The 19,418-nt window shown below is 73.9% G+C and carries 18 protein-coding genes; 10 read left to right on the forward strand and 8 right to left on the reverse strand.

Annotation, left to right across the window (positions count from 1 at the left end):
- Positions 1 to 227: 227 nt before the first annotated feature.
- From IEZ06_RS04965 to IEZ06_RS04975, 3 genes are all read left to right on the forward strand, one after another.
- Positions 228 to 1,979: a DEAD/DEAH box helicase gene (locus IEZ06_RS04965; RefSeq protein ID WP_203871819.1), complete on the forward strand. Its 1,752-nt coding sequence runs from the start codon at positions 228 to 230 to the stop codon at positions 1,977 to 1,979.
- Positions 1,980 to 2,077: 98 nt separating this feature from the next.
- Positions 2,078 to 2,950, forward strand: a complete 873-nt coding sequence (locus tag IEZ06_RS04970; RefSeq protein ID WP_189235455.1) for an alpha/beta fold hydrolase — start codon at positions 2,078 to 2,080, stop codon at positions 2,948 to 2,950.
- A 149-nt stretch (positions 2,951 to 3,099) separates the two neighbouring features.
- The gene (locus IEZ06_RS04975; protein WP_189235456.1) at positions 3,100 to 4,017 is read left to right on the forward strand and encodes an oxygenase MpaB family protein; all 918 of its coding nucleotides are present in this window, start codon (positions 3,100 to 3,102) and stop codon (positions 4,015 to 4,017) included.
- 143 nt (positions 4,018 to 4,160) lie between these two features.
- Here the strand turns inward: IEZ06_RS04975 and IEZ06_RS04980 are convergent, their stop codons facing one another.
- The 4 genes from IEZ06_RS04980 to IEZ06_RS04995 all read right to left on the reverse strand — a co-directional run bounded on the left by IEZ06_RS04980 (position 4,161) and on the right by IEZ06_RS04995 (position 7,286).
- On the reverse strand, positions 4,161 to 5,084 hold the full coding sequence (locus IEZ06_RS04980; protein ID WP_189235457.1) for a RecB family exonuclease: 924 nt from the start codon (positions 5,082 to 5,084) through the stop codon (positions 4,161 to 4,163).
- Between the two features lie 6 nt (positions 5,085 to 5,090).
- Positions 5,091 to 5,807: an MBL fold metallo-hydrolase gene (locus IEZ06_RS04985; protein WP_189235458.1), complete on the reverse strand. Its 717-nt coding sequence runs from the start codon at positions 5,805 to 5,807 to the stop codon at positions 5,091 to 5,093.
- A 43-nt stretch (positions 5,808 to 5,850) separates the two neighbouring features.
- Positions 5,851 to 6,468, reverse strand: a complete 618-nt coding sequence (locus tag IEZ06_RS04990; protein ID WP_189235459.1) for a MarC family protein — start codon at positions 6,466 to 6,468, stop codon at positions 5,851 to 5,853.
- 176 nt (positions 6,469 to 6,644) lie between these two features.
- Entirely contained in the window at positions 6,645 to 7,286 is a 642-nt protein-coding gene (locus tag IEZ06_RS04995) for a DUF6758 family protein (protein ID WP_189235460.1), read from the reverse strand.
- A gap of 89 nt (positions 7,287 to 7,375) precedes the next feature.
- On the opposite strand from IEZ06_RS04995, the gene IEZ06_RS05000 reads away from it, so the two are divergent.
- Positions 7,376 to 7,780, forward strand: coding sequence for an NUDIX hydrolase (locus tag IEZ06_RS05000; RefSeq protein WP_229797793.1), 405 nt, complete (start codon positions 7,376 to 7,378; stop codon positions 7,778 to 7,780).
- Here the strand turns inward: IEZ06_RS05000 and IEZ06_RS05005 are convergent.
- Entirely contained in the window at positions 7,743 to 10,091 is a 2,349-nt protein-coding gene (locus tag IEZ06_RS05005; protein WP_189235462.1) for a hypothetical protein, read from the reverse strand. The two genes, IEZ06_RS05000 and IEZ06_RS05005, sit on opposite strands and share 38 nt — an antisense overlap.
- A 1,058-nt stretch (positions 10,092 to 11,149) precedes the next feature.
- Positions 11,150 to 12,691, reverse strand: coding sequence for a transposase (locus IEZ06_RS05010; protein WP_203871820.1), 1,542 nt, complete (start codon positions 12,689 to 12,691; stop codon positions 11,150 to 11,152).
- 537 nt (positions 12,692 to 13,228) lie between these two features.
- On the opposite strand from IEZ06_RS05010, the gene IEZ06_RS05015 reads away from it, so the two are divergent.
- Both IEZ06_RS05015 and IEZ06_RS05020 read left to right on the forward strand, forming a co-directional pair.
- The gene (locus IEZ06_RS05015; protein WP_189235463.1) at positions 13,229 to 13,888 is read left to right on the forward strand and encodes a hypothetical protein; all 660 of its coding nucleotides are present in this window, start codon (positions 13,229 to 13,231) and stop codon (positions 13,886 to 13,888) included.
- Positions 13,888 to 14,475 carry a DUF6529 family protein gene (locus IEZ06_RS05020; RefSeq protein ID WP_203871821.1) on the forward strand — a complete coding sequence of 196 codons (588 nt, stop codon included), beginning with the start codon at positions 13,888 to 13,890 and terminating at the stop codon, positions 14,473 to 14,475. Before IEZ06_RS05015 ends, IEZ06_RS05020 begins: the two co-directional genes overlap by 1 nt.
- Before the next feature lie 40 nt (positions 14,476 to 14,515).
- Here IEZ06_RS05020 and IEZ06_RS05025 read toward each other — a convergent pair whose 3' ends face one another.
- Positions 14,516 to 15,457 carry an HpcH/HpaI aldolase/citrate lyase family protein gene (locus IEZ06_RS05025; protein ID WP_189235464.1) on the reverse strand — a complete coding sequence of 314 codons (942 nt, stop codon included), beginning with the start codon at positions 15,455 to 15,457 and terminating at the stop codon, positions 14,516 to 14,518.
- Positions 15,458 to 15,615: 158 nt separating this feature from the next.
- On the opposite strand from IEZ06_RS05025, the gene IEZ06_RS05030 reads away from it, so the two are divergent.
- Positions 15,616 to 16,182: a biotin transporter BioY gene (locus IEZ06_RS05030; protein ID WP_189235465.1), complete on the forward strand. Its 567-nt coding sequence runs from the start codon at positions 15,616 to 15,618 to the stop codon at positions 16,180 to 16,182.
- Between the two features lie 64 nt (positions 16,183 to 16,246).
- Positions 16,247 to 16,600 carry a hypothetical protein gene (locus tag IEZ06_RS05035; protein WP_189235466.1) on the forward strand — a complete coding sequence of 118 codons (354 nt, stop codon included), beginning with the start codon at positions 16,247 to 16,249 and terminating at the stop codon, positions 16,598 to 16,600.
- Here the strand turns inward: IEZ06_RS05035 and IEZ06_RS05040 are convergent.
- Positions 16,587 to 17,534 carry an EamA family transporter gene (locus IEZ06_RS05040; RefSeq protein ID WP_189235467.1) on the reverse strand — a complete coding sequence of 316 codons (948 nt, stop codon included), beginning with the start codon at positions 17,532 to 17,534 and terminating at the stop codon, positions 16,587 to 16,589. The genes IEZ06_RS05035 and IEZ06_RS05040 overlap by 14 nt on opposite strands.
- Before the next feature lie 129 nt (positions 17,535 to 17,663).
- Here IEZ06_RS05040 and IEZ06_RS05045 point away from each other — a divergent pair, with 129 nt between their 5' ends.
- Together IEZ06_RS05045 and IEZ06_RS05050 are read left to right on the forward strand one after the other, a co-directional pair.
- Positions 17,664 to 18,899: a magnesium transporter MgtE N-terminal domain-containing protein gene (locus IEZ06_RS05045; protein ID WP_229797794.1), complete on the forward strand. Its 1,236-nt coding sequence runs from the start codon at positions 17,664 to 17,666 to the stop codon at positions 18,897 to 18,899.
- The gene (locus IEZ06_RS05050; protein ID WP_189235468.1) at positions 18,896 to 19,402 is read left to right on the forward strand and encodes a DUF1003 domain-containing protein; all 507 of its coding nucleotides are present in this window, start codon (positions 18,896 to 18,898) and stop codon (positions 19,400 to 19,402) included. Before IEZ06_RS05045 ends, IEZ06_RS05050 begins: the two co-directional genes overlap by 4 nt.
- The last annotated feature ends 16 nt before the right edge of the window (positions 19,403 to 19,418 follow it).

Below are 19,418 nucleotides of genomic sequence, written 5' to 3' on the forward strand. Positions count from 1 at the left end.
CCCGGAAATCGGCGTGACGCCGCAGCGGTCGCTGATGACATTGAGAGGGCTGGCCCTTCCGCGAGGACCCGGCACGGGGATCTGTTGGCCCGTGGTCCCGGCAGGACTGCCTTCAACGGAGATTTAGGCAGGCCAAGCTGACGACGTTCCGAGACCTCGGAGTCACACCAGAGATCGCTGACGCCCTCGACACCGAGGGCATCACCACGCCGTTCCCGATCCAGGAGATGGCACTCCCCCTGGCCCTCGCGGGCCAGGACATCATCGGCCAGGCGCGCACCGGCACCGGCAAGACCTACGCCTTCGGCGTGGCGATGCTCCAGCGTGTCGGCAAGCCCAGGAAGAACCGGAAGAAGCCTCGCGGGCTCATCGTCGTACCGACCCGCGAGCTCGCCGTCCAGGTCACCGAGGACCTGGTCACGGCCGCAGGCAAGCTGGGCTCCCGGATCCTCACCGTCTACGGCGGGCGCGCCTACGAACCCCAGATCGAGGCCCTCAAGCAGGGCGTCGACGTCATCGTCGGCACCCCCGGCCGCCTGCTCGACCTGGTCAAGCAGAAGCACCTCGACCTCTCGCAGATCGGCGTGCTCGTCCTGGACGAGGCCGACCGCATGCTCGACCTGGGCTTCCTGCCCGACATCGAGCGCATCATCAAGCTCGTCCCGGCCGAGCGGCAGACGATGCTGTTCTCCGCCACCCTGCCGGGCGAGATCGTCGGCCTGTCCCGGCGCTACCTCAACCGCCCGACCCACGTGCGGGCCGAGAACAACGACGCCGAGGCCGAGGCGACCCCGCAGACCACGCAGTTCGTCTGGCGCACGCACCGGATGGACAAGATCGAGATCCTCGGTCGCCTCCTCCAGTGCGAGGGCCGCGGGCTCACGATGGTCTTCTGCGAGACCAAGCGCGCCTGCGACCGGGTCGTGGAGGACCTCAAGGAGCGCGGCTTCGCCGCCGCCGCCGTCCACGGCGACCTCGGGCAGGGCCAGCGCGAGCAGGCCCTGCGGGCCTTCCGCAACGGCAAGATCGACGTCCTGGTCGCGACCGACGTCGCGGCGCGCGGCATCGACGTCGACGACGTCACCCACGTCGTCAACTACGACTGCCCGCAGGACGAGAAGGCGTACGTGCACCGGATCGGCCGCACCGGCCGCGCCGGCCGCACCGGCGTGGCGGTGACCTTCGTGGAGTGGGAGGACCTCACCCGCTGGAAGGTCATCAACAACGCGCTCTCGCTGGACTTCGCCGAGCCCGTCGAGAGCTACTCGACCTCGCCGCACATCTACAGCGCCCTGGGCATCCCCGAGGGCACCAAGGGTGTGCTGCCGCGCGCCAACCGCTCCCGGGCCGGCCTGGCGGCCGAGGAGGTCGAAGACCTCGGCGAGACCGGCCGCACCCGTTCGCGCACGCCCCGCAAGGGCCGCGACGAGGAGCGGGAGGAGCGCCGTGAGCGTCCCGCCCGCACCCCCCGCGAGCGCCGCCGCACGCGCGGCGCCCGGAACGGCGCGGAGGCCCCGGAGACGGCCGCCGTCGAGGAGGCCGCAGTGCCGGCAGAGGTCGTGGCGCCGGTCGAAGCCGCGGCGCCGGTCGAGGTCGCGGACGTCCCGAGTCCCGCCGTCGAGCTCCCCCAGGTGGAGGCAGATGTGGCACCGCACGACGGTGAGTCCGCGCCCCGGCGCGGCCGCACCCGCAGGACCGGGCGGAGCCCGGAGACCGCTCCCGTCGAGCCGGTGGCCGCCGAGGACCTCGACGCCCCCGACCTGGACGTCGAGGAGCCGGCGCCCGCGCCCCAGCAGCCGCGTCCCGAGCCGGAGAAGATCATTCCGCCGAGCCCGTTCGCGGTGATCTTCAAGTCTCCCGACCTGGCGACGGACGACGACGAGATCGCCCCCTCGGCGGCCTCCGAGCGCGTCCAGAACCGCCGCCGCCCGGCGGCCCGGGGCCAGCAGCGGGGTCCCCGCCGCGGCAACCAGCCGTAACCGCGGGGGAGGGGCTCCGGGCATCCCGCCCGGCGCCCCTCCCCCGCCGTCCGCGGAGGCGGCAGGCCATCCCGACCAGAGAGGTATCGTGGTCTCACGTGAGTACGCCGCGTTTTCTGACCCTGCCTCCTGGCGTCCGCCCGATCTCGGTCGACACGGCGGCGGGCACGTTCGCCGCGCTGGAGGCGATGCCCGTCAGCGGCATCCCGGAGCGCTGGCCCGCCCTGCTGGTCCCCGGTCTCACGGGCAGCAAGGAGGACTTCATCTCCGTCCTCCAGACGCTCGCCCAGTCGGGCCGCCGGGTCATCGCGATCGACATGCGCGGCCAGTTCGAGACGGACGGCCCGGACGACCCCGCCGCCTACACCTGCGCGGCGCTCGGCAACGACATCGACCTGCTGGCGCAGACGGTCGGTGAGGGTGAGCCCCTCCACCTGGTCGGCCATTCCTTCGGCGGACTGGTCACCCGCGAGGCGGTCATCGACGGCCGCACCAAGTTCGCCTCCTACACGCTGATGAGCTCGGGTCCGGGCGCGATCGTCGGCCCGCGCGAGCGCTTCAGCCGGAAGATGCTCGCCGAGCTGCCCGAACGCGGCATGGAGCACCTGTGGCACGACCGGATGGAGCCGGAGGCGCTGGCCGTCGGGGTGCCCGACGAGATCGTCGCGTTCCTGCGCAAGCGGTTGTTCTCCAACTCGCCGGTGGGCATGGCCGCCATGACCCGGCAGGTGCTCTCCGCGCCCGACCGCTGCGGCGACCTCGCCCAGGTCGGCGTGTCCACCCTGGTCCTGTACGGCGAGCACGACGACGGCTGGCCCCCGCACCTGCAGGCCGAGATGGCGCACCGGCTGGACGCCGAGTGCGTGGTCGTCCCCGGCGCGGCGCACTCCCCCGCGGTGGAGGCCCCCGAGACCACGGCCGCCGCCCTCGTCCGGTTCTGGAACTCCGCCGAGGCCCGGCTGCTGAGCTGACCGTCCGGGGCAGGGCGGTTCCCCGGCCGCGGAGGCGGCGCTCCTCTGCGGTCACGGCGGGGCGCACGTCACGGGACGGGACGGTTCCCCGGTCACGGAGGCGACGTTGTTGGACGATCCGTCCAATCCCATGTAATCATCTACTTACCATGGCGAGCATCGAAGACATCGTCGTCCAGCCCCCGTACACCGCGACCTGGCTCGTGCACATCGACCGCTCCATGTGGATCGGCGGCGTCCGCGGCCTCATGCTCCAGGCCCTGCACCCCCTCGCGATGCGCGGGGTCTGGCAGAACTCCACCTTCCAGGACGACCCGTTCGGGCGGCTCCGCCGTACCGCCGACTTCGTGGGCCGGGTGACCTTCGGCAGCCCCGCGGAGGCCGAGGAGATCGGCCGCCGGGTCCGGGGCATCCACCGGAGCCTGCGCATCGACGACCCGGACACCGGCCGGACCCACCGGGTGGACGATCCCGAGCTGCTGCTCTGGGTGCACTGCGCCGAGGTCTCGTCCTACCTGTCGGTGGCGCGGCGGGCGGGTCTCGCGCTCACCGACCGCCAGGCCGACCGCTACCTCGCCGAGCAGCGCCGCAGCGCCGGCTACGTGGGACTGCACGCCGAGGACGTGCCGGGCTCGCTGGCCGAGCTGGACGACTACCTCGCCGGGATCCGGCCCGCGCTGAAGGTCACCCCCGAGGCCGCCGCGACCGTCCGCTTCCTGCTCTGGCCGCGCCTGCCCGCCGAACTCCGCATGCTCAACCCCGGCAAGCCCGCCTACTTCCCGTTCGGCGCCCTGTGCTACTACTCGCTGCCCGGCTGGGCCAGGCGACTGTACGGCGTGCTGCCCGAGGTGCCCCGCGGCGCGGTCACCGCGGCGCTGCGGGCGTTCCGGCTGAGCATGAACGCGCTCCCCGAGCCCGTCCACGACCGGGCCTTCACCGAGCGGACCCGCGCCATGCTCACCGCCTCCCGCGAGCGGCTGGGCGCGGCGGGCTACGACGTGAGCCGGGGCCTGAAGGGGCTGACCGATCCCCGGCGCTGGCCGGGCGGCGCGTCCCGGGCCGCCTGAGACGGATCTGCGCGCCGCCGGAGACGGCCTGGGCGCCGCCCGAGACGGGCCTGGGCGCCGCCTGGGCGGAGTGGCTCGCCCGGACCCGCCCAGGGGCCCTGCCCGTCCGCTGCGGCCGGCGGCCGGGGAAGGACGAGGGCTCCTCAGGAGTCGGCCAGGCCGTCCCAGGGAAGCTTGTCCGGCGCCGCCGCCCGCCCCTCCGGGCAGTGGCGGCGGAAGTCGCACCACGAGCAGAGCGGGCCGGTCCTCGGCGGGAAGAGCGCGTCGATCTCCGGCGGGACCTCCGGCGGCGTGCGGTCCGCGTTCCCCGCCGCGCCCCTGCCTCTGCCCGCACCCGCACGCGAGCTCCGCCCCGCCGCCTCCGCCCAGCTCCCGTAGCGCTCGTCGGCCTCGGCGGCCTCGGTCGCGATCTCCTCCGCCCGGCGCAGGTGGCGCTCCAGGGACTCCTCGGTGTGCTCCCACGCCGCGACCGAACCGGTCGGCAGGTGGTGGAGCTCGACCCGCCTGCACGGCCGGTGCAGCATCCGGGAGGAGGCCAGGGCGTAGACGGCCAGCGCCAGCGAGGAGCGGGCGTCGTCCTCGGTCAGCGGGCGGCGGCCGGTCTTGTAGTCGACCACGACCAGCTCCCCGCCCCTGCGGTCGAGCCGGTCGACGCGGCCGGACAGCGCGAGCACGGAGGTCTTGGTCGCCACGGTCCGCTCGACGCCGACGGGCTCGTCGGCCGGGTCGAGGGTCGCGGTGTAGCGGGCGACCATCGCCCGCGCCCGGTCGAGCCAGGCCGCCGACTGCCCGGCGTCCCGGAACCCGTCGCCGATCCACCCCCTGGCCAGCAGCGTCTCCGCCGTCGCCGGGGTGCGCCGGTCGTACGGCTCCCGCCACCAGCCCGCCAGGGCGTTGTGCACGCTCACGCCCACGCTGGTGTGCGCCCACCGCGGCCCCCGCTGCGGCGCGGGCCGGTCGAGGTAGCCGAACCGGTAGCGCCGGGGACAGTCCAGCCAGCCGTTGAGCCGCGACGGCGTGCAGGAGTAGAGCCGCCGCGGGACGCCCTCCAGGGGGAGCTGGTCCATGGAGGGCTAGTCGCGGTCGAGGTTCAGCCGGATCCCCGCGGCGCGCGTCCCGTCCTTCAGCGGGCCCTCGTCCTCCGCCTCCGCGGCGCCGCGGGTCAGCGAACCGGACAGCCAGGCGTCGAACTGCGGCTCCAGGTCGCCGATGACGGCCTCCTCGCCGTGCGCGGGCAGCACGCGGGTGCTGTGGCGCAGGGTGAACAGCCGCCCGCCGATCGTGGAGAGCTGGTCGGCCAGCGCGGGGTACTCACCGGCGATCCTGCCCGGGCCGTCGGCCAGGAGCGTCTTTCCGGTGAAGACCGCGTCGAGCTCCTCGCAGTAGAGCGAGATGCCGCCCAGCGTGACGCCGGGAGTCGTCATGACCTCCAGCTCCACGTCGGCGACGGCGAACACGCCCTCGTCCTCCAGCTCGATGTCCGGCCACGTGTCCGGCCAGGTCCGGCGCCACAGCGGCTTGTCCTTGGGGTGCATGGCGACCACGGCCTCGTCGCGCGCGGCCACCTCGATGGCGGCGCCGACGTGGTCGGGCAGGCCGTGGGTGCAGATGACGGCGAGCACCTCCCGCTCGCCGACCTGCTCCAGGATCCTCTCCGCGTCGCGCGCGGGGTCGATGACGATGACCTCCTCATCGTCACCCACGATCCAGGTGTTGTTCTCGACCTTGTGCTCGGTGCCGTCGATGTCGACGGCACCCTCGGTCACCACTCGCTCGATACGGGCTGTCACGCTTCAGAACTTTACTGCCTCCGCTTCACTGCGACGCTGCGCGTCACGGCGCCACCCCCAGGAGCGTGCGCATGGCGGTGATGATGAGCTGTACGGCGAGCGCCGAGAGCAGCAGGCCCGCGATGCGGGTGACGAGCTCGATGCCGTTCTCCTTGACGACCCGGACGATGGCCAGCGAGAAGCGCATGAACACCCAGAGCAGGATGTGCACGACCCCGATGGCCAGGGCGAGCGCCAGGATGCCGCCGCTCTTGGCCCCGGCCTGCTGGGCGAAGACGATGGTCGCGACGATCGCCCCCGGGCCCGCGAGCAGGGGGGTGCCGAGGGGGACCAGGGCGACGTTCACGTTGGACTTCATCGTGTTGGCGGGCGGCTCGGTCTCACCGGTGAGCAGTTGGAGGGCGACCAGCAGGAGCAGCAGGCCGCCGGCGATCTGCATGGCCGCCACCTCGACGTGCAGGTAGCCGAGGATCGCCTGCCCGAAGACCGCGAACAGCACGACGAGGCAGAACGCGACGATGGGCGCCTGCCAGGCGATCCGCCTGCGCTCGGCCGTACTGCGGCCGCCGGTGTAGGCGAGGAAGAGCGGGATGATGCCGGGCGGGTCCATGATGACGAACATCGTGACGAACGCCTCGACGAAGAACTGGATGTCGAACACGCGTCCCCCTGGCCGGAGCGGAGGGGGATCGCCTCAATGCTAGCCACCCGGCCCGCGCCGGGGCCTGCGGGGTTCCAGCCCGAGCGGGCCGGCGCCGGGGCCCTGGCCGGATGGGACTCCGCCGAGGCCGTGGCCGGACGGGACTCCGCCGGGACGCGCCGGGGGGCGCCGAGGTGTCAGGCCTCCCCGACCTCCAGGCGCGGCGAGAAGGCGCCGAAGGGCAGGTCGAACACCTGTCCGTCGTCGCGGAGGTCGCGCAGGGAGAGCTCGAAGAGGGCGACCAGGCAGCCCGCGTCGGCGGGCCAGACGACGGCCCACAGCCAGTCGCCCATCGCCTCACCGGCGTAGACCGCCCGGTCGGCGGCGCCGCTCACGCACCAGAGCGCGGCGGGGTGGCCGTTCACGTCGATCTTCGCGTGCGGCGGGCCCTCGCCGAACCCCTCCCCCGGGTCGGGGCCGGGCAGCCCGGCGAACCCCGCGCCGAGTCCCACCCCGGGCTCCTCCGCGATGATCAGCAGATCGGCGGGGCCCTGGGTCAGCGAGGGGCCGGACAGCGCGACGACGGTGGCCCGGGTGCCGGTGCGCTCGTCACCGGCCGCGGCGAACCCGGTGACCAGCCAGCCGGTCGGCAGCGGCCACGGCATCCAGACCGGGACGTGGGCCTCGCGGGTGACGGCCTCCACGGCCGCCTCCGACGGTTGCCGCGGCGGCTGCAGGGGCAGGACGTCGCCGTGCGGGCCGCATCGCCAGGCGCTTGACCAAGCACTCGGCGGGCGAAGCGGGCCGAAACAGCGTGGGCAGGTAGGCGATGCTCTCACGCCTACCCACGGTGCTCTCCTGATGACCGGTCAGTCAAGAGCGCAGTCCGTTATGGAGCCGTAATCTTGTTCAGGTGCGCGTAAATTGTGTGGGGGCGATCATCTCCGATGACTCCCGCCGGTTGCTCCTCGTCCGCCGCGGCCGCCCGCCCGGCGAGGGGCTCTGGTCGGTTCCCGGCGGCAGGGTGGAGCCCGGCGAGTCCGACGCCGGGGCGGTCGTCCGGGAGGTGGCCGAGGAGACCGGGCTGGCGGTCGCGGTCGGGCCGCTGGCGGGCACGGTGGAGCGCCCGGGCCCGGGCGGCGTGGTCTACGAGATCCGCGACTACCTGGCCGAGGTCGTCGGCGGCGTGCTCGTCCCCGGCGACGACGCCGCCGACGCCCGCTGGTTCGACCCCGGTGAGCTGCCCCGCCTGCCCCTGGTCCCGGGCCTGCTGGACGCCCTCACCGGCTGGGAGGTCATCGGTCCGCCGTCAGGGTCGAGCGCCACAGGGTGAGGTGGTCGGCGTCGTAGGTGGTGGACCGGCCCAGGGCCACCACCCGGTCGCCGGAGACCGCGACGGCGCCGAGCCACTGGACGCCGCCGCCGGCGAGGTGCCCCTGGGTGGGCGTGTGCAGCTGCCAGGACCGCCCGTCCCCGGAGGTCCACACCGCGCTGTCCCCCTCTCCCCGAGCGCCCTGCCGGCCCACCGCCACCACCCCGTCCTGGGTCGCGGCCAGGTCGTGCACGGCGGCCGCCTGGTCGGCGGGGAGCCAGACCGTCTCCCACGTCGCCCCGTTGTCCCGGGAGACGGCGCCGAACGCCCGGCTGCCCTCGGCGGTCTCGGCGGCGCCGATCGCGACGGCCTGCCCGCCGTACGTGACCACGTGCCGCAGTCCCGCCGACGTCGCGCCGACCGGGAGGACGGGTTTGCGCGCGGTCCAGGTGACGCCGTCGGCCGAGACCCACACCACGCCGGTCTCGTGCCCCGCCGTACCGGAGCCGCCGACGGCCATGTAGCCGGAAGAGGTCGGCGAGACGTCGTGCAGGCGCACCCCCACGCCGCCCGCGGGCAGCCCCGCCGCCCGGGTGAAGCGTTTCAGGTCGGCGGAGAACCACAGGACGGGGGCGGCGGTGGCCGCGCCCCGCTCCTCACCGGCCAGGACGTAGCCGGAAGGGCCGGCCGCGACCGCGTGCGGGGCGAGGAAGTCCCGGTCGCCCGCCGGCTTCAGCGCGTCCCCGGCCGGGACCCTGCGCCAGTCGCCGCCGTCGGCGGAGGTGACGAGCAGCGGCTCCGTCGAGGAGGCCCCGCTCATGGTCCCGCCCACCGCGAGCCAGCCCTTCCTGCCGTACGCCACGTCGCCGAGGGCCTGCCGGTGCGCACCGCCGAGGACCTCCGCCGATCCCGCGGCCTGCCAGTCCTCCCCGTCGGGACTGCTCCAGATCCCGGCGTCGCCGAAGACCGAGCCGACGGCGACGAACCGGCCCTCCCCCGCGGCCACCCGGGCCGTCTCGCGGGCGGCCCGGACCAGGCCCCGGATCTCGGCCAGGGGGACCGCCTTCGCCCCGCTCCCCTTGGCCGCCGTGATGAGGACGAGCCGGTTGTCCACCTCGGCGGCGCGCTCGTCGCCGCCGACGACGAGCGTGCCCGTGCCGGAGACCGCCAGGGCCCGCAGCGATCCGGGCAGCCGGCCGAGGTCGGCGGCCCTGGTCCACTCGCGGCCGTCCGCGCTGGTGTGCACGGCGTAGCGTTCCAGGCCCGTCTCGGTGACCGCGGCCACCCCCTCGGGGGAGGAGGTCAGGCGCTTGACGCCCGACCCCTGCGCGTCCAGCCCCGTGATGGCGCCGCAGGCCTCCCACTTCCCGCCGTCGGCCGAGCAGTGGACCCGTACCTCCCCCTTGGCGCTGCGCTGCTGGAGCGGGACCAGGACGAACCCCTTCCGGGCCACGGCGAGCGTGCCCGGCTGCGCGACGACGCCGTCCAGCGCCACTCCGGACGGCAGCCAGGACCTCCCGCCGTCGCCGGAGCGCAGGACGACCGAGCCCGAAGCGCCCTGGGCCGGGTCGGCCAGCGCGACCACGGCGTCCCCCCGGGCGGCGACCGCCCTGAGGCCGCGGATCCTGTCCGGGGCGCCGATGTCGCGCGTCTCCACCCTGGTCCAGCTCCGCCCGTCGGGCGAGGTCCAGGCGGCGGCGCCCGAGGTGCCGTCGCCGAGGACGGCGGTGCCGACCGCGACGAAGCCGGAGGATGTCCGGGCCAGGTCCGTGATCCTGTCGCCGCTCGCGAACGCGGTCAGTCCCTCGGCGTCCACCGCGCTCCAGCGGTGGCCGTCGACGCTGCTCCACAGCCCCACGGTGAGCCCCCCGGCGGGCCCTCCGGTGCCGGACGGCTCGTTGCCCGCCGCCAGCCACCGGCCGTCGCCGCCCGCGACCAGCCCGACCGTGGCCGGTCCGCCTTCCTGGCCCGCGAACCCGGTCACCTTCCCCAGCCGCCAGGTCGTGCCGCCGTCCGGCGAGACGAGGAACAGCGGCCGGGGGACGGGGCTGGTGGTGTCGCTGCCGACCGCCACCACGGTCGGCCCCACCGCGGCGATGGCGTTGAGCACCTGGCTGGAACCGTCGCCGCCGCCGTCGACGGGCGAGGCGAAGGTCCCGTCCGCCGGTTGGAAGTCACCACCCGCCAGGCGCAGCCCCGTGCCCAGCGAGTCGCTCACCCAGCCCCACAGCGCCAGGCCCCCGCCGACCGCCGCGGTGAGGACCAGGACCATCACCAGGGGGACGACCAGCCGGCGTCCGCCCCTGCCCCGCTTCGGACTGGAACGGCGCACGGCCGAGGGCGCGACGGCCGGCCGGTGGCGCCCGCCACCCTGCCCGCGCGGGGGAGGCCCCTGGGCCACCAGGAGGTCCGGCCGGGCCGGTCTTCCGGCGGGCGGGCGTCCGACCCGCCGCACGGGCTCGAAATCGTCCTGCCGTTCCGGCTCCTCCCGTGGTACGGCGGGCGGTTCCGCTCCAGGCTCCGGCCCGGCGGGAGCGGACGCCACCAGCCGGTCGGGGCGGTCCGCCACTCTCCTGCGCGGACGGGGCTCCGCTCCAGGCTCCGGCCCGGCGGGAGCGGACGCCACCAGCCGGTCGGGGCGGTCCGCCACTCTCCTGCGCGGACGGGGCTCCGCTCCCGGCTCGGCTCCCGGCTCGGCTACGGGGGCTCCCGCGGAGTGCCGGTCTACTGCGGGCACGCCAGAGGGATCCGGTCGCGCCGAGGGGTTCTCCGGTTCCGGAGAGCCCTGCGGCGGGGCGTCCGCGGAGGCGGAGGGCGAGGCGTACGGCCGGGCGTAGGGACGGCGGCGGCCGGTGCCGGAGGGCCGGGGCGGGGAAGGGGGACCGGCGTCCTCCGGCGCGGGAGCGGCGAAGGGCGGCGCCACCCAGGGGGAGGAGAGCGGAAGACCACGCGGCCGGCCATCGGAGGGACCGGGAGGGAAGTGCTGCATCGTCGGCGGGGACTGGGGCTCCGGAGGCTCCTGGGGCTCTTGGGGCTCTTGGGGCTCTTGGGGCTCTTGGGATCCACGGGTCCCGCGGGACTCCAGCGGCTCCTGGTGCTCCGCTCCGTACGCCATCCCACCGGACGCGCCGTCGTCGTCCGCCGGCCGTTCTCGCGAGCGCGGGTCGTGAGGGCCCGAGGCCACGCTCAGCACCTCCTCGAAGGAAGCCTACGCGCCCGGATCCATTGATTCCGGACCGTTCCAGTCGTCTCCAACGCCCGACCGCAATCCCTTATGGAAACGGCAAATCGCACGCGACCCTACTACTACCGTTCCTTTTCAGTGAGCGGGAGTGAATCCCGGCCCACCGGCGCGCCCCGAACGGTCCTGGACGCACTGGGTCCCCGCGTTCACGTCCCGCCCGGCGGCGGCCCTCCACGGGGCCGATCCGGATCAGGTGGACGGGTCCCCTGCCCGCGCTCCGGGGCGTGCTCTCCGGCCTGGACGTCCCGAAGCCTCTGGTGATCACTCCGGTCACCAGGGGGGCGGGTCGTCCGACGCCGGATCGCGTGCCCCAGAGCACGTCGTGCGATCGCGATGCTCGCCGCCTCGTGCCGGGTGACCCGGCGGCGGGGGGCGCTCATCGGCCGCTGCCAATGCTCGGCTCCCCACCGGCTGGTGTAGGCAGGATCGACCGCCACCACCGCCACGTCCTGCTCGGCCGCCATCGCCACCAGCCGGTTGCGCAGCTTCGCGGTCGGGAAGCGGGAGATCAGGTTCCGGAAGCGCTTGCGCCGCCCGTGCTTCTCCCGCGTCTTGTCGTTCGTGAAGTCGAGGTCCTCGATCGCGATCGCCTTCACGCCGCACTGCCGGGCCCAGTGCAGCAGCCCGCTCAGCGCGTGACGCACCTGCGCGTCCCGATGCTGCGCGCTGCCGGACAGGTCGTAGGCGAAGCGGCGCGGCGCGCCGACCGGGTTGCCGTGCGCATCCAGCCGCCAGGCGGCCAGGTGGTCGTTGTTGGCGTCCACGCCGAGGCAGCCGCCCGCCAGCGCCGCCTCCACCGGCAGGACGGGGGCGGGTGGGCGCTGCCAGGACGCGGTCGCATACCACCGGCCCCGCACCGCGTCATAGCCGATGGTGTAGGCGACCGCCTTATCGGCAGTGATGCGGTCGGCCCACTCGGCACCGCGGTGCGCGAAACGCACCGTGCAGGAGAGCACGTAGCGGCCGTGCGGGGCGTTGGCCAGGTGCGCCAGCGCCGACGGCAGCCGGATACTGATCTCGCCGTCGGGGGACAGGCGGATGGTCTCGTTGCCGAACCGCTTGCCCGACTCGCCGTCCGCGGACAGGAACAGCCGCGCCGCCCGCCAACGTTCCCGCCACTTCTCCTCGGTCAGGTCGGCCTGCTCCAGGTGGTGGCGCGTGGTGGCCAGGCGCTTGCCGCCCCGGCAGACCCGGACCCGGCCCGCCTCCCAGTCCCTCCGCACCGCCGCACACCGGGCTTCCAGCAGGTGCAGGCGGCGCTGTTTGGCGTGCCGCTCGGCCTTCGAGCGGTAGCCGCCCGGCGCGCGGTTGGTGCCGGGAGCGCCGAGGGGCTGGGACAGGCGGTGGCGCAGCACCGCGATGCCCGCCTCCAGCTTCTGCAGACGGTCGAGTTGCGCCCGCCGCGCCAGCGCCCACTGGTCGTTGGTCGCCTTGGTGATGGACCCGGCCCACCGGGCTGAGGAGGCCACGGTGAGTTCCCGCTTACGCGCCGCCCACGCGGCGGTGTCGTGCTCGCGTCCGGCGGCGCAGCGGGTCTTCAGGTCGCGGGAGGCCAGCGCGCCGAGGAACGCGCCGACCTCGGCCAGCACCGCCGCATCCGCCTCCGACAGGCGCAGCCGGTCACGGATCGCCACCCCGGCCGGACCGGGCACGGTGAACGGGTCTGCGATCGACCGCAGCTCACCCACGACTCACCTCCCGCGCCTGCAGGGCCGTACCGGCCCGCCCTTGATCGAACACACGAGCGACAGTAATCACATCGTCGCACACTGTCAAAGAGACGGTGTGATCCCCTCGGTTCGGCGCGGACCGGCCGGAGAGCGCAGCGCGACGGTCATCCGATCCGGAGCGCCGTCGGCCCGTCATGCCCGCCCGCCCAGGCCACCGGGCCACTCACGGGAATCGACTCGAACGCACTCAAACGCACTGGAACTCCAACGGTTCGAACCCCGTCCCACTGAAACATCACCTCTCACCGTCGCGCGGTCCCGGCGGGCCGCGCCCCATCCAGACCAACATGCCGGAGCCCTCCTGGCGAGACCTCTCTAGCGAGATTTATCGGTCCAGCGCCAGATTTGTCACCGCCAGAAATGGCGAATCCGATTTCGACCGCTCCCGGGTGCACAGGAATCTCTCCTCTCCGCCCCAGTGCGCATTACTTCACAGACACCACGGCCGGTGGGAGCTTTCATGAGGGCAGGAAACCCCGACCCCAGGGAGCGAACATGAAACGGCTGGGGCCCGTACTCACGCTGGCGGCCGGCGCGGTGACGACCGTCGCGCTCGGCGCGCTCAGCGCCACCACCTCACCGCCGGCCCGGGACGCCGGCGCGGCGGGCGAACCCGCCGCGGTGGCCGAGGCCACCTCGGAGGCCTCGGCCGCGCCCGCGCCGTCCAGGACCGCCAAGCCCGTCCCGGCCAAGGCCGACTACGCGGGCCGGGTCAAGGGCAACGGCGGGCTCGTCGCCGTCTCCATCCGCAACGGCAAGGCCGTCGGCTACTTCTGCGACGGCAGGGTCGAGGCCTGGCTCAGAGGGAAGGCCGCCGACGGCAAGGTCGTGCTGACCGGGCCCGAGGGGGCCTCCCTCACCGCCGCACTCGGTGGCGGCAGGGCCACCGGGACGCTGGAGTTCGGCTCGAAGGAGTGGGACTTCACCGCACCGACGGTCAAGAAGCCGTCGGGCCTCTACCGGGCCAGCGCGATCGTCCGCGGCGCGAAGGTCCGGGCCGGATGGATCTACCTCGCCGACGGCACCCGCGTCGGCCTGACCCTGGTCGACGGCGCGCCCGCCGACGTCGCCGTCCCCGAGCCCGGGGAGAACGCGACCGTCAACGGCGAGCAGGTCGATCCCAAGGACGTCGACGAGTTCATCGAGGAGTTCTGATGAGCGGCACCCCAGCGAACGGCACCGCGGACGACACGCAGGCCCTGCGGGTCCCGCCCCGGCAGAACCTCGCCCCGCTGCTCGTCCCGCTCGTCGTCGGCGGGCTGGTCGCGGTCGCGCTCGGCGTCTACGGACGCACCCACACGCCCACCGGCTTCGCGGTCGGCCCCGCCGGGTTCTCCGGGCCGCTGGCCATGAAGTCCTGGCTCACCACCGGCGCGTTCCTGCTCGCCGGGGTCCAGGTCTTCTCCGCGCTGGTGATGTGGGGCCGGATCAGGCTGGACGCGCCGTGGATCGGCGCCCTGCACCGCTGGTCGGGCCGGGCGGCGTTCCTGCTGACGATCCCGGTGGCCTTCCACTGCCTGTACGCGCTGGGCGCCCAGTTCGACGTGGCCCGCGTGCTGGTCCACTCGCTGCTGGGCTGCTTCTTCTACGGCGTGTTCACCGCGAAGATGCTGGCCCTGCCCAAGCGCGGACTGCCCGGCTGGACCCTCCCGCTGCTCGGCGGGCTGGCGTTCACCGCGCTGGCCGGCCTCTGGGTGACCTCGTCGCTGTGGTTCTTCACCACGATCGGGGTCAAGCTCTAGGCGGCGTGCAGGCCGCCGTGGTTCCTCACCGCCATCGCGGTCAAGCCGCAGGCGGGGTGAAGGCGGTGGTGCGCGGCAGTCCGGCCGCGCGGCCCTTGGCCGCCACCACCAGCGCCATCTTCCGGGACGCCTCGTCGATCATCTCGTCGCCCAGCATGACCGCGCCGCGCCGCTCCACCGTCGTGTAGTACTCGTACGCGTCGAGGATGAGCTCGGCGCGGTCGTAGTCCTCCTGGGACGGCGAGAAGACCTCGTTGGCCGCCTCGATCTGGGTCGGATGGAGCACCCACTTGCCGTCGAAGCCGAGGGCCGCCGAGCGCGCGGCCACCCGCCGGTAGCCGTCCAGGTCCTTGATGGCCAGGTAGGGCCCGTCGATCGCCTGCAGGTCGTGCGCGCGGGCGGCCATCAGGATGCGCATCAGGATGTAGTGGTAGGCGTCGCCCTCGGTGTAGCCCGGAGGCTGCTCACCGACGACCAGGGTCCGCATGTTGATCGAGGCCATGAAGTCGGCGGGGCCGAAGACCAGCGTCTCCAGGCGGGGCGACGCGGCGGCGATGGCGTCCACGTTGACCAGGCCGCGGGCGCTCTCGATCTGCGCCTCGATGCCGATCCGGCCGACCGGCAGCCCGTTCGCCCTCTCGATCTGGGTCAGCAGCGTGTCCAGCCAGGTCACCTGCCCGGCGTCCTCGACCTTGGGCAGCATCAGGCAGTCGAGGAACTCCCCGGCGCCCTCGACGACCTCGATGACGTCCCGGTAGGTCCACTGCGTGGACAGGTCGTTGACCCGGACCACCCGGACCCGGCCCGACCAGTCGCCCTCGCGCAGCGCGGCCACGATGTTCCTGCGCGCCTCCTCCTTGGCCAGCGGCGCGACGGAGTCCTCCAGGTCGAGGAAGACCTCGTCGACGGCCAGGCCCTGCGCCTTCTCCAGGAACCGGGGGCTGCTGCCGGGGACCGCCAGGCACGAACGTCGGGAGCGCATGGCCACACCGTAGCGGGCACCCCGGCAGATTCCGCGGACGGGGGCGCTGTCGCGCCCGCACAAACTCCGACCCCTGTTTCTTGGCGCACCCCTTGAGCGGACCACGGGCCGGATGTCCGAATAATGGGGAGCACGCTTCGGCAAAGGGAGACGAAACGATGGCAAACGCTTCTCCGGTGGCTCAGCCCGCCGTACTGTCCGACCTCATCCCGGGGACCTGGGTCCGCGACGCCGCTCTCGTCGTGGGCGCCGCAGCGCTGACCGGCGTGGCCGCCCAGCTCAGCTTCCCCATCCCGGGAACCGACGTCCCCCTGACCATGCAGACCTTCGCCGTCCTGCTCTCGGGAGCCGCGCTCGGCCTGCCGCGCGCGTTCCTGGGCATGGCCCTGTACCTCGCGCTCGGCCAGCTGGGCGTGCCGTGGTTCTCCCCCGCCGGGGGCAACGCGACGGTCGGTTACATCGTCGGCTTCGTGGTGGCGGCCTCGGTGGTGGGCGCCCTCGCCGGCCGCGGCGGTGACCGCACCCCGGTCCGCACGCTCGGCACGATGGCGCTCGGCACTCTGATCATCTACGCCTTCGGCCTGCCCTGGCTCATGATCGCCAAGGACCTGGACCTCGGCACCGCCTTCGCCGGAGGCGTCCTGCCCTTCCTGATCGGCGACGGCCTCAAGATCCTCGCCGCGGCCGGGCTGCTCCCCGCCGCGTGGAAGCTGGCCCGCCGCTGATCCGCCCCGATCGTGTACGGCCCGCGCCCGGGGCTCGCAAGGGCGCGGGCCGTACATTCTTTTCATGAGTGTGATCGAGGAGGGCGCGAAGAAGTCGGGCGTGCTGTGGCTCTCGCTGGACCGGCCCCGGCTGGCCTGGCACACCTGGCACGACGGCGCGATCTACGTGGTCACCGGCGGCGGCGAGCAGTCGCTGCCCGGGCTGACCGAGGCCGGCCGGGTCGAGGTGACGCTGCGCAGCAAGGACAACGGCGCGCGGCTGGTCTCCTTCGACGTCTCGGTGGAGGTGGTGGACCAGGCCGAGGCCGCCGACGCGGTGGCCGCGCTGGCCAAGGACCGGCTCAACGCCGCCGACGGCGCGGGGCTGACGGCCCGCTGGGCCGCCGAGTCCCAGGTGGTACGGCTCACGCCGCGGTGACCGGCTCCCCGACCCCGGCCGCCCGGGCCGGCAGCTCGGCGGTGGCCCGCTGGGCGAGGTAGGCGCCCGTCAGGACGATGAGGCCGCCGAGGATCTGGAAGGCGCCCAGGGCCTCGCCGATGAGGAGCCAGGCGATGACCGCGCCGGCGATGACCTCCAGCGAGGCGACCGTGGAGCCGACCGCGGCCGACAGCCGGCGCACCGCGGTGACGCCGAGGATGTAGGCGGCGACCGTGGCGACCACGATCATCCAGAGCGCCGCCGCCGCCACCGGCAGGACGGGGGCGTCCGGCGACGGCGAGACGGCGTCGCCGAACGCCCGCCACGGGATGTCCCACGGCCGGGAGACCGGGACGAGCACGACCGCCGCGCCGACCAGGCCCCAGGCGATCAGGCCGAGCGGGTCGACGTCGTCGCCGAAGCCGTCGCTGAGCAGGAAGTATCCTGCGCAGCACGCCGCGGCGCCGAAGGCCAGCAGCAGGCCGAACGGGTCCAGGCTCAGGCCGGACCAGACCTCCACCACGATGCCGAGCCCGGCCACGGCCACCACCGCCCCGGTGAAGGCCGCCCGGGGCAGCCGTACCCGGCGGACGAAGCGCACCCAGAGCACGACGAACACCGGCGCGGTGAACTCGATCAGCAGGGTGACGCCCACCGGCAGCCGGGTGATCGCCGCGAAGTACAGCGCCTGCACGCCCGCCACCGCGACCACCGCGTAGGCGCCGAAGAACGGCAGCCGGGCGCGGGGGATGCGCAGCGCCCGGGGCCTGACCGCCGCCAGGATGCCGACGAGCAGCAGCCCGGCCCCGGCCATCCGGACCCAGACGGACTCCAGCGGGGCCAGCCCGCCGCCGCCGAGGTACTTGGCCATCGGTCCGGAGAACGCGAAGCACCAGGAGGACGCGAACGCGATCAGCAGGCCGGCACGCCTCATGTGACACCATCCGTGTAATTACCGTTTGCGAGCTTTGATGCTGTCACGCCGGAGAGGCAGGGGCAAGAAATGTCCGGCATGTGAGCGTGCCTCGGCCCTCTGCCCCGGGCCACCGCCTACGCTTCGAATGTGAGGATCTTCATCGCCCGGCTCGCCGGCACGCCCGTCTTCGACCCGGCCGGGGACCAGATCGGCCGGGTGCGGGACGTGGTGGTGACCGTCGCCGGATCCGCCCCGCCTCACGTCCACGGCCTGGTGGTGGAGATGCAGCCGCGCCGCCGGGTCTTCCTCCCGATCACCCGCGTGCTCACCGTCGAGGCCGGGGCCCTGGTCTTCAGCGGCCGGCTCAACATGCGCAGGTTCGAGCAGCGCGCCTCGGAGACCTTGGTCATCGGCGAGATGCTCGACCTGTCCGTGGAGGTCGACGGCGAGCGCATGACGGTGCTCGACCTGGCCATGGAGAAGACCCGCACCTCCGAGTGGCTGGTCACCAAGGTCGCCCTGGCCAGGAGCGGCGGGACGCTCGGCCTGCGGCGGCGCGGCGCGAGCAGGATCGTGGACTGGCGCGAGGTCAAGGGCTTCAGCGCCGTGCAGAAGGACCAGGGCGCGGCGAGCCTGCTGGCCGCCTTCGAGACCATGCGCGCGGCCGACCTGGCCAGCGCCCTGCACACCCTGTCCGACAAGCGGCGGGTCGAGGTCGCCGCGGCCCTGGACGACGTACGGCTGGCCGACGTGCTGGAGGAGCTCCCCGAGCGCGACCAGATCGGCATCCTGAGCCGCCTGCACCCGGAGCGGGCCGCCGACGTGCTGGAGGAGATGCGGCCCGACGACGCCGCCGACCTGCTCCAGGACCTCTCCCCCGAGCAGGCCGAGGCGCTGATGGCGCTGATGGAGCCCGAGGAGGCCGCGCCGGTCCGGCGGCTGCTGGTCTACCCCGAGAACACCGCCGGCGGCATCATGACGTCCGAGCCGCTGATCCTGCCCCCGACCGCCGCCGTCGCCGAGGCGCTGGCGGTCATCCGGCAGCGGGACCACATCCCGGCCGTGGCCACGCAGGTCTACGTGACCCGCCCGCCCGTCGAGACGCCGACCGGCAGGTTCCTCGGCCTGGTGCACTTCCAGCGGCTGCTGCGCGAGCCTCCGTCCACCCTGCTCGGCACGGTCATGGACGACTCGCTCGACCCGATCAGGCCGGAGCTCACCCTGAGACAGGTGACGTCCTACCTGGCCACCTACGACCTGGTGGCGGTGCCCGTGGTCGACGACGCCGGCCGGCTCGTCGGCGCGGTCACCGTGGACGACGTGCTCGACCACCTGCTTCCCGGCGACTGGCGGGAAGAAGAGGACCGCGGAGGGAACCCGTGACCGAACGGCTCGACCAGCCCCGCGAGCTGGGCCTGCGCCTGCGCCCGCACTACGACCCGGAGGCGTTCGGGCGGCTGTCGGAGCAGATCGCCCGCTTCCTCGGCACCGCGCGCTTCATCGTCTACATGACGGTGTTCGTCGCGGTCTGGATCCTGTGGAACGTCTTCGCCCCGCAGGGCCTGCGTTTCGACCCCTTCCCGTTCATCTTCCTGACGCTCATGCTCTCGCTCCAGGCCTCCTACGCCGCCCCGCTGATCCTGCTCGCCCAGAACCGGCAGGACGACCGGGACCGGGTGCAGAACGAGCACGACCGCAGGGCCGCCGAGCGCAACCAGGCCGACGTCGAGTATCTGACCCGGGAGATCGCCGCGCTGCGCATCGCGCTCGGCGAGGTGGCCACCCGCGACTACCTGCGCTCGGAGCTCCAGCACCTGGCCGAGGACCTCCGCGAGGCGCGCGGGCCGTACGAACCCGTCCCGGCCCGATCGAAGAGCCCTCGTTGAACCGCCGGAGCCCGTC

Source organism: Planomonospora antibiotica, from assembly GCF_014647955.1.
GTDB classification, from domain to species: Bacteria; Actinomycetota; Actinomycetes; order Streptosporangiales; family Streptosporangiaceae; genus Planomonospora; species Planomonospora parontospora.

Excerpts from the sequence above, each read along its gene's own strand:
- IEZ06_RS04965 (WP_203871819.1), top strand. The coding sequence starts at position 228 with ATGGCACTCCCCCTGGCCCTCGCGGGCCAGGACATCATCGGCCAGGCG.
- IEZ06_RS04975 (WP_189235456.1), top strand. The coding sequence starts at position 3,100 with ATGGCGAGCATCGAAGACATCGTCGTCCAGCCCCCGTACACCGCGACC.
- IEZ06_RS04980 (WP_189235457.1), bottom strand. The coding sequence starts at position 5,084 with ATGGACCAGCTCCCCCTGGAGGGCGTCCCGCGGCGGCTCTACTCCTGC.
- IEZ06_RS05015 (WP_189235463.1), top strand. The coding sequence starts at position 13,229 with ATGAAACGGCTGGGGCCCGTACTCACGCTGGCGGCCGGCGCGGTGACG.
- IEZ06_RS05020 (WP_203871821.1), top strand. The coding sequence starts at position 13,888 with ATGAGCGGCACCCCAGCGAACGGCACCGCGGACGACACGCAGGCCCTG.
- IEZ06_RS05025 (WP_189235464.1), bottom strand. The coding sequence starts at position 15,457 with ATGCGCTCCCGACGTTCGTGCCTGGCGGTCCCCGGCAGCAGCCCCCGG.
- IEZ06_RS05030 (WP_189235465.1), top strand. The coding sequence starts at position 15,616 with ATGGCAAACGCTTCTCCGGTGGCTCAGCCCGCCGTACTGTCCGACCTC.
- IEZ06_RS05035 (WP_189235466.1), top strand. The coding sequence starts at position 16,247 with ATGAGTGTGATCGAGGAGGGCGCGAAGAAGTCGGGCGTGCTGTGGCTC.
- IEZ06_RS05040 (WP_189235467.1), bottom strand. The coding sequence starts at position 17,534 with ATGAGGCGTGCCGGCCTGCTGATCGCGTTCGCGTCCTCCTGGTGCTTC.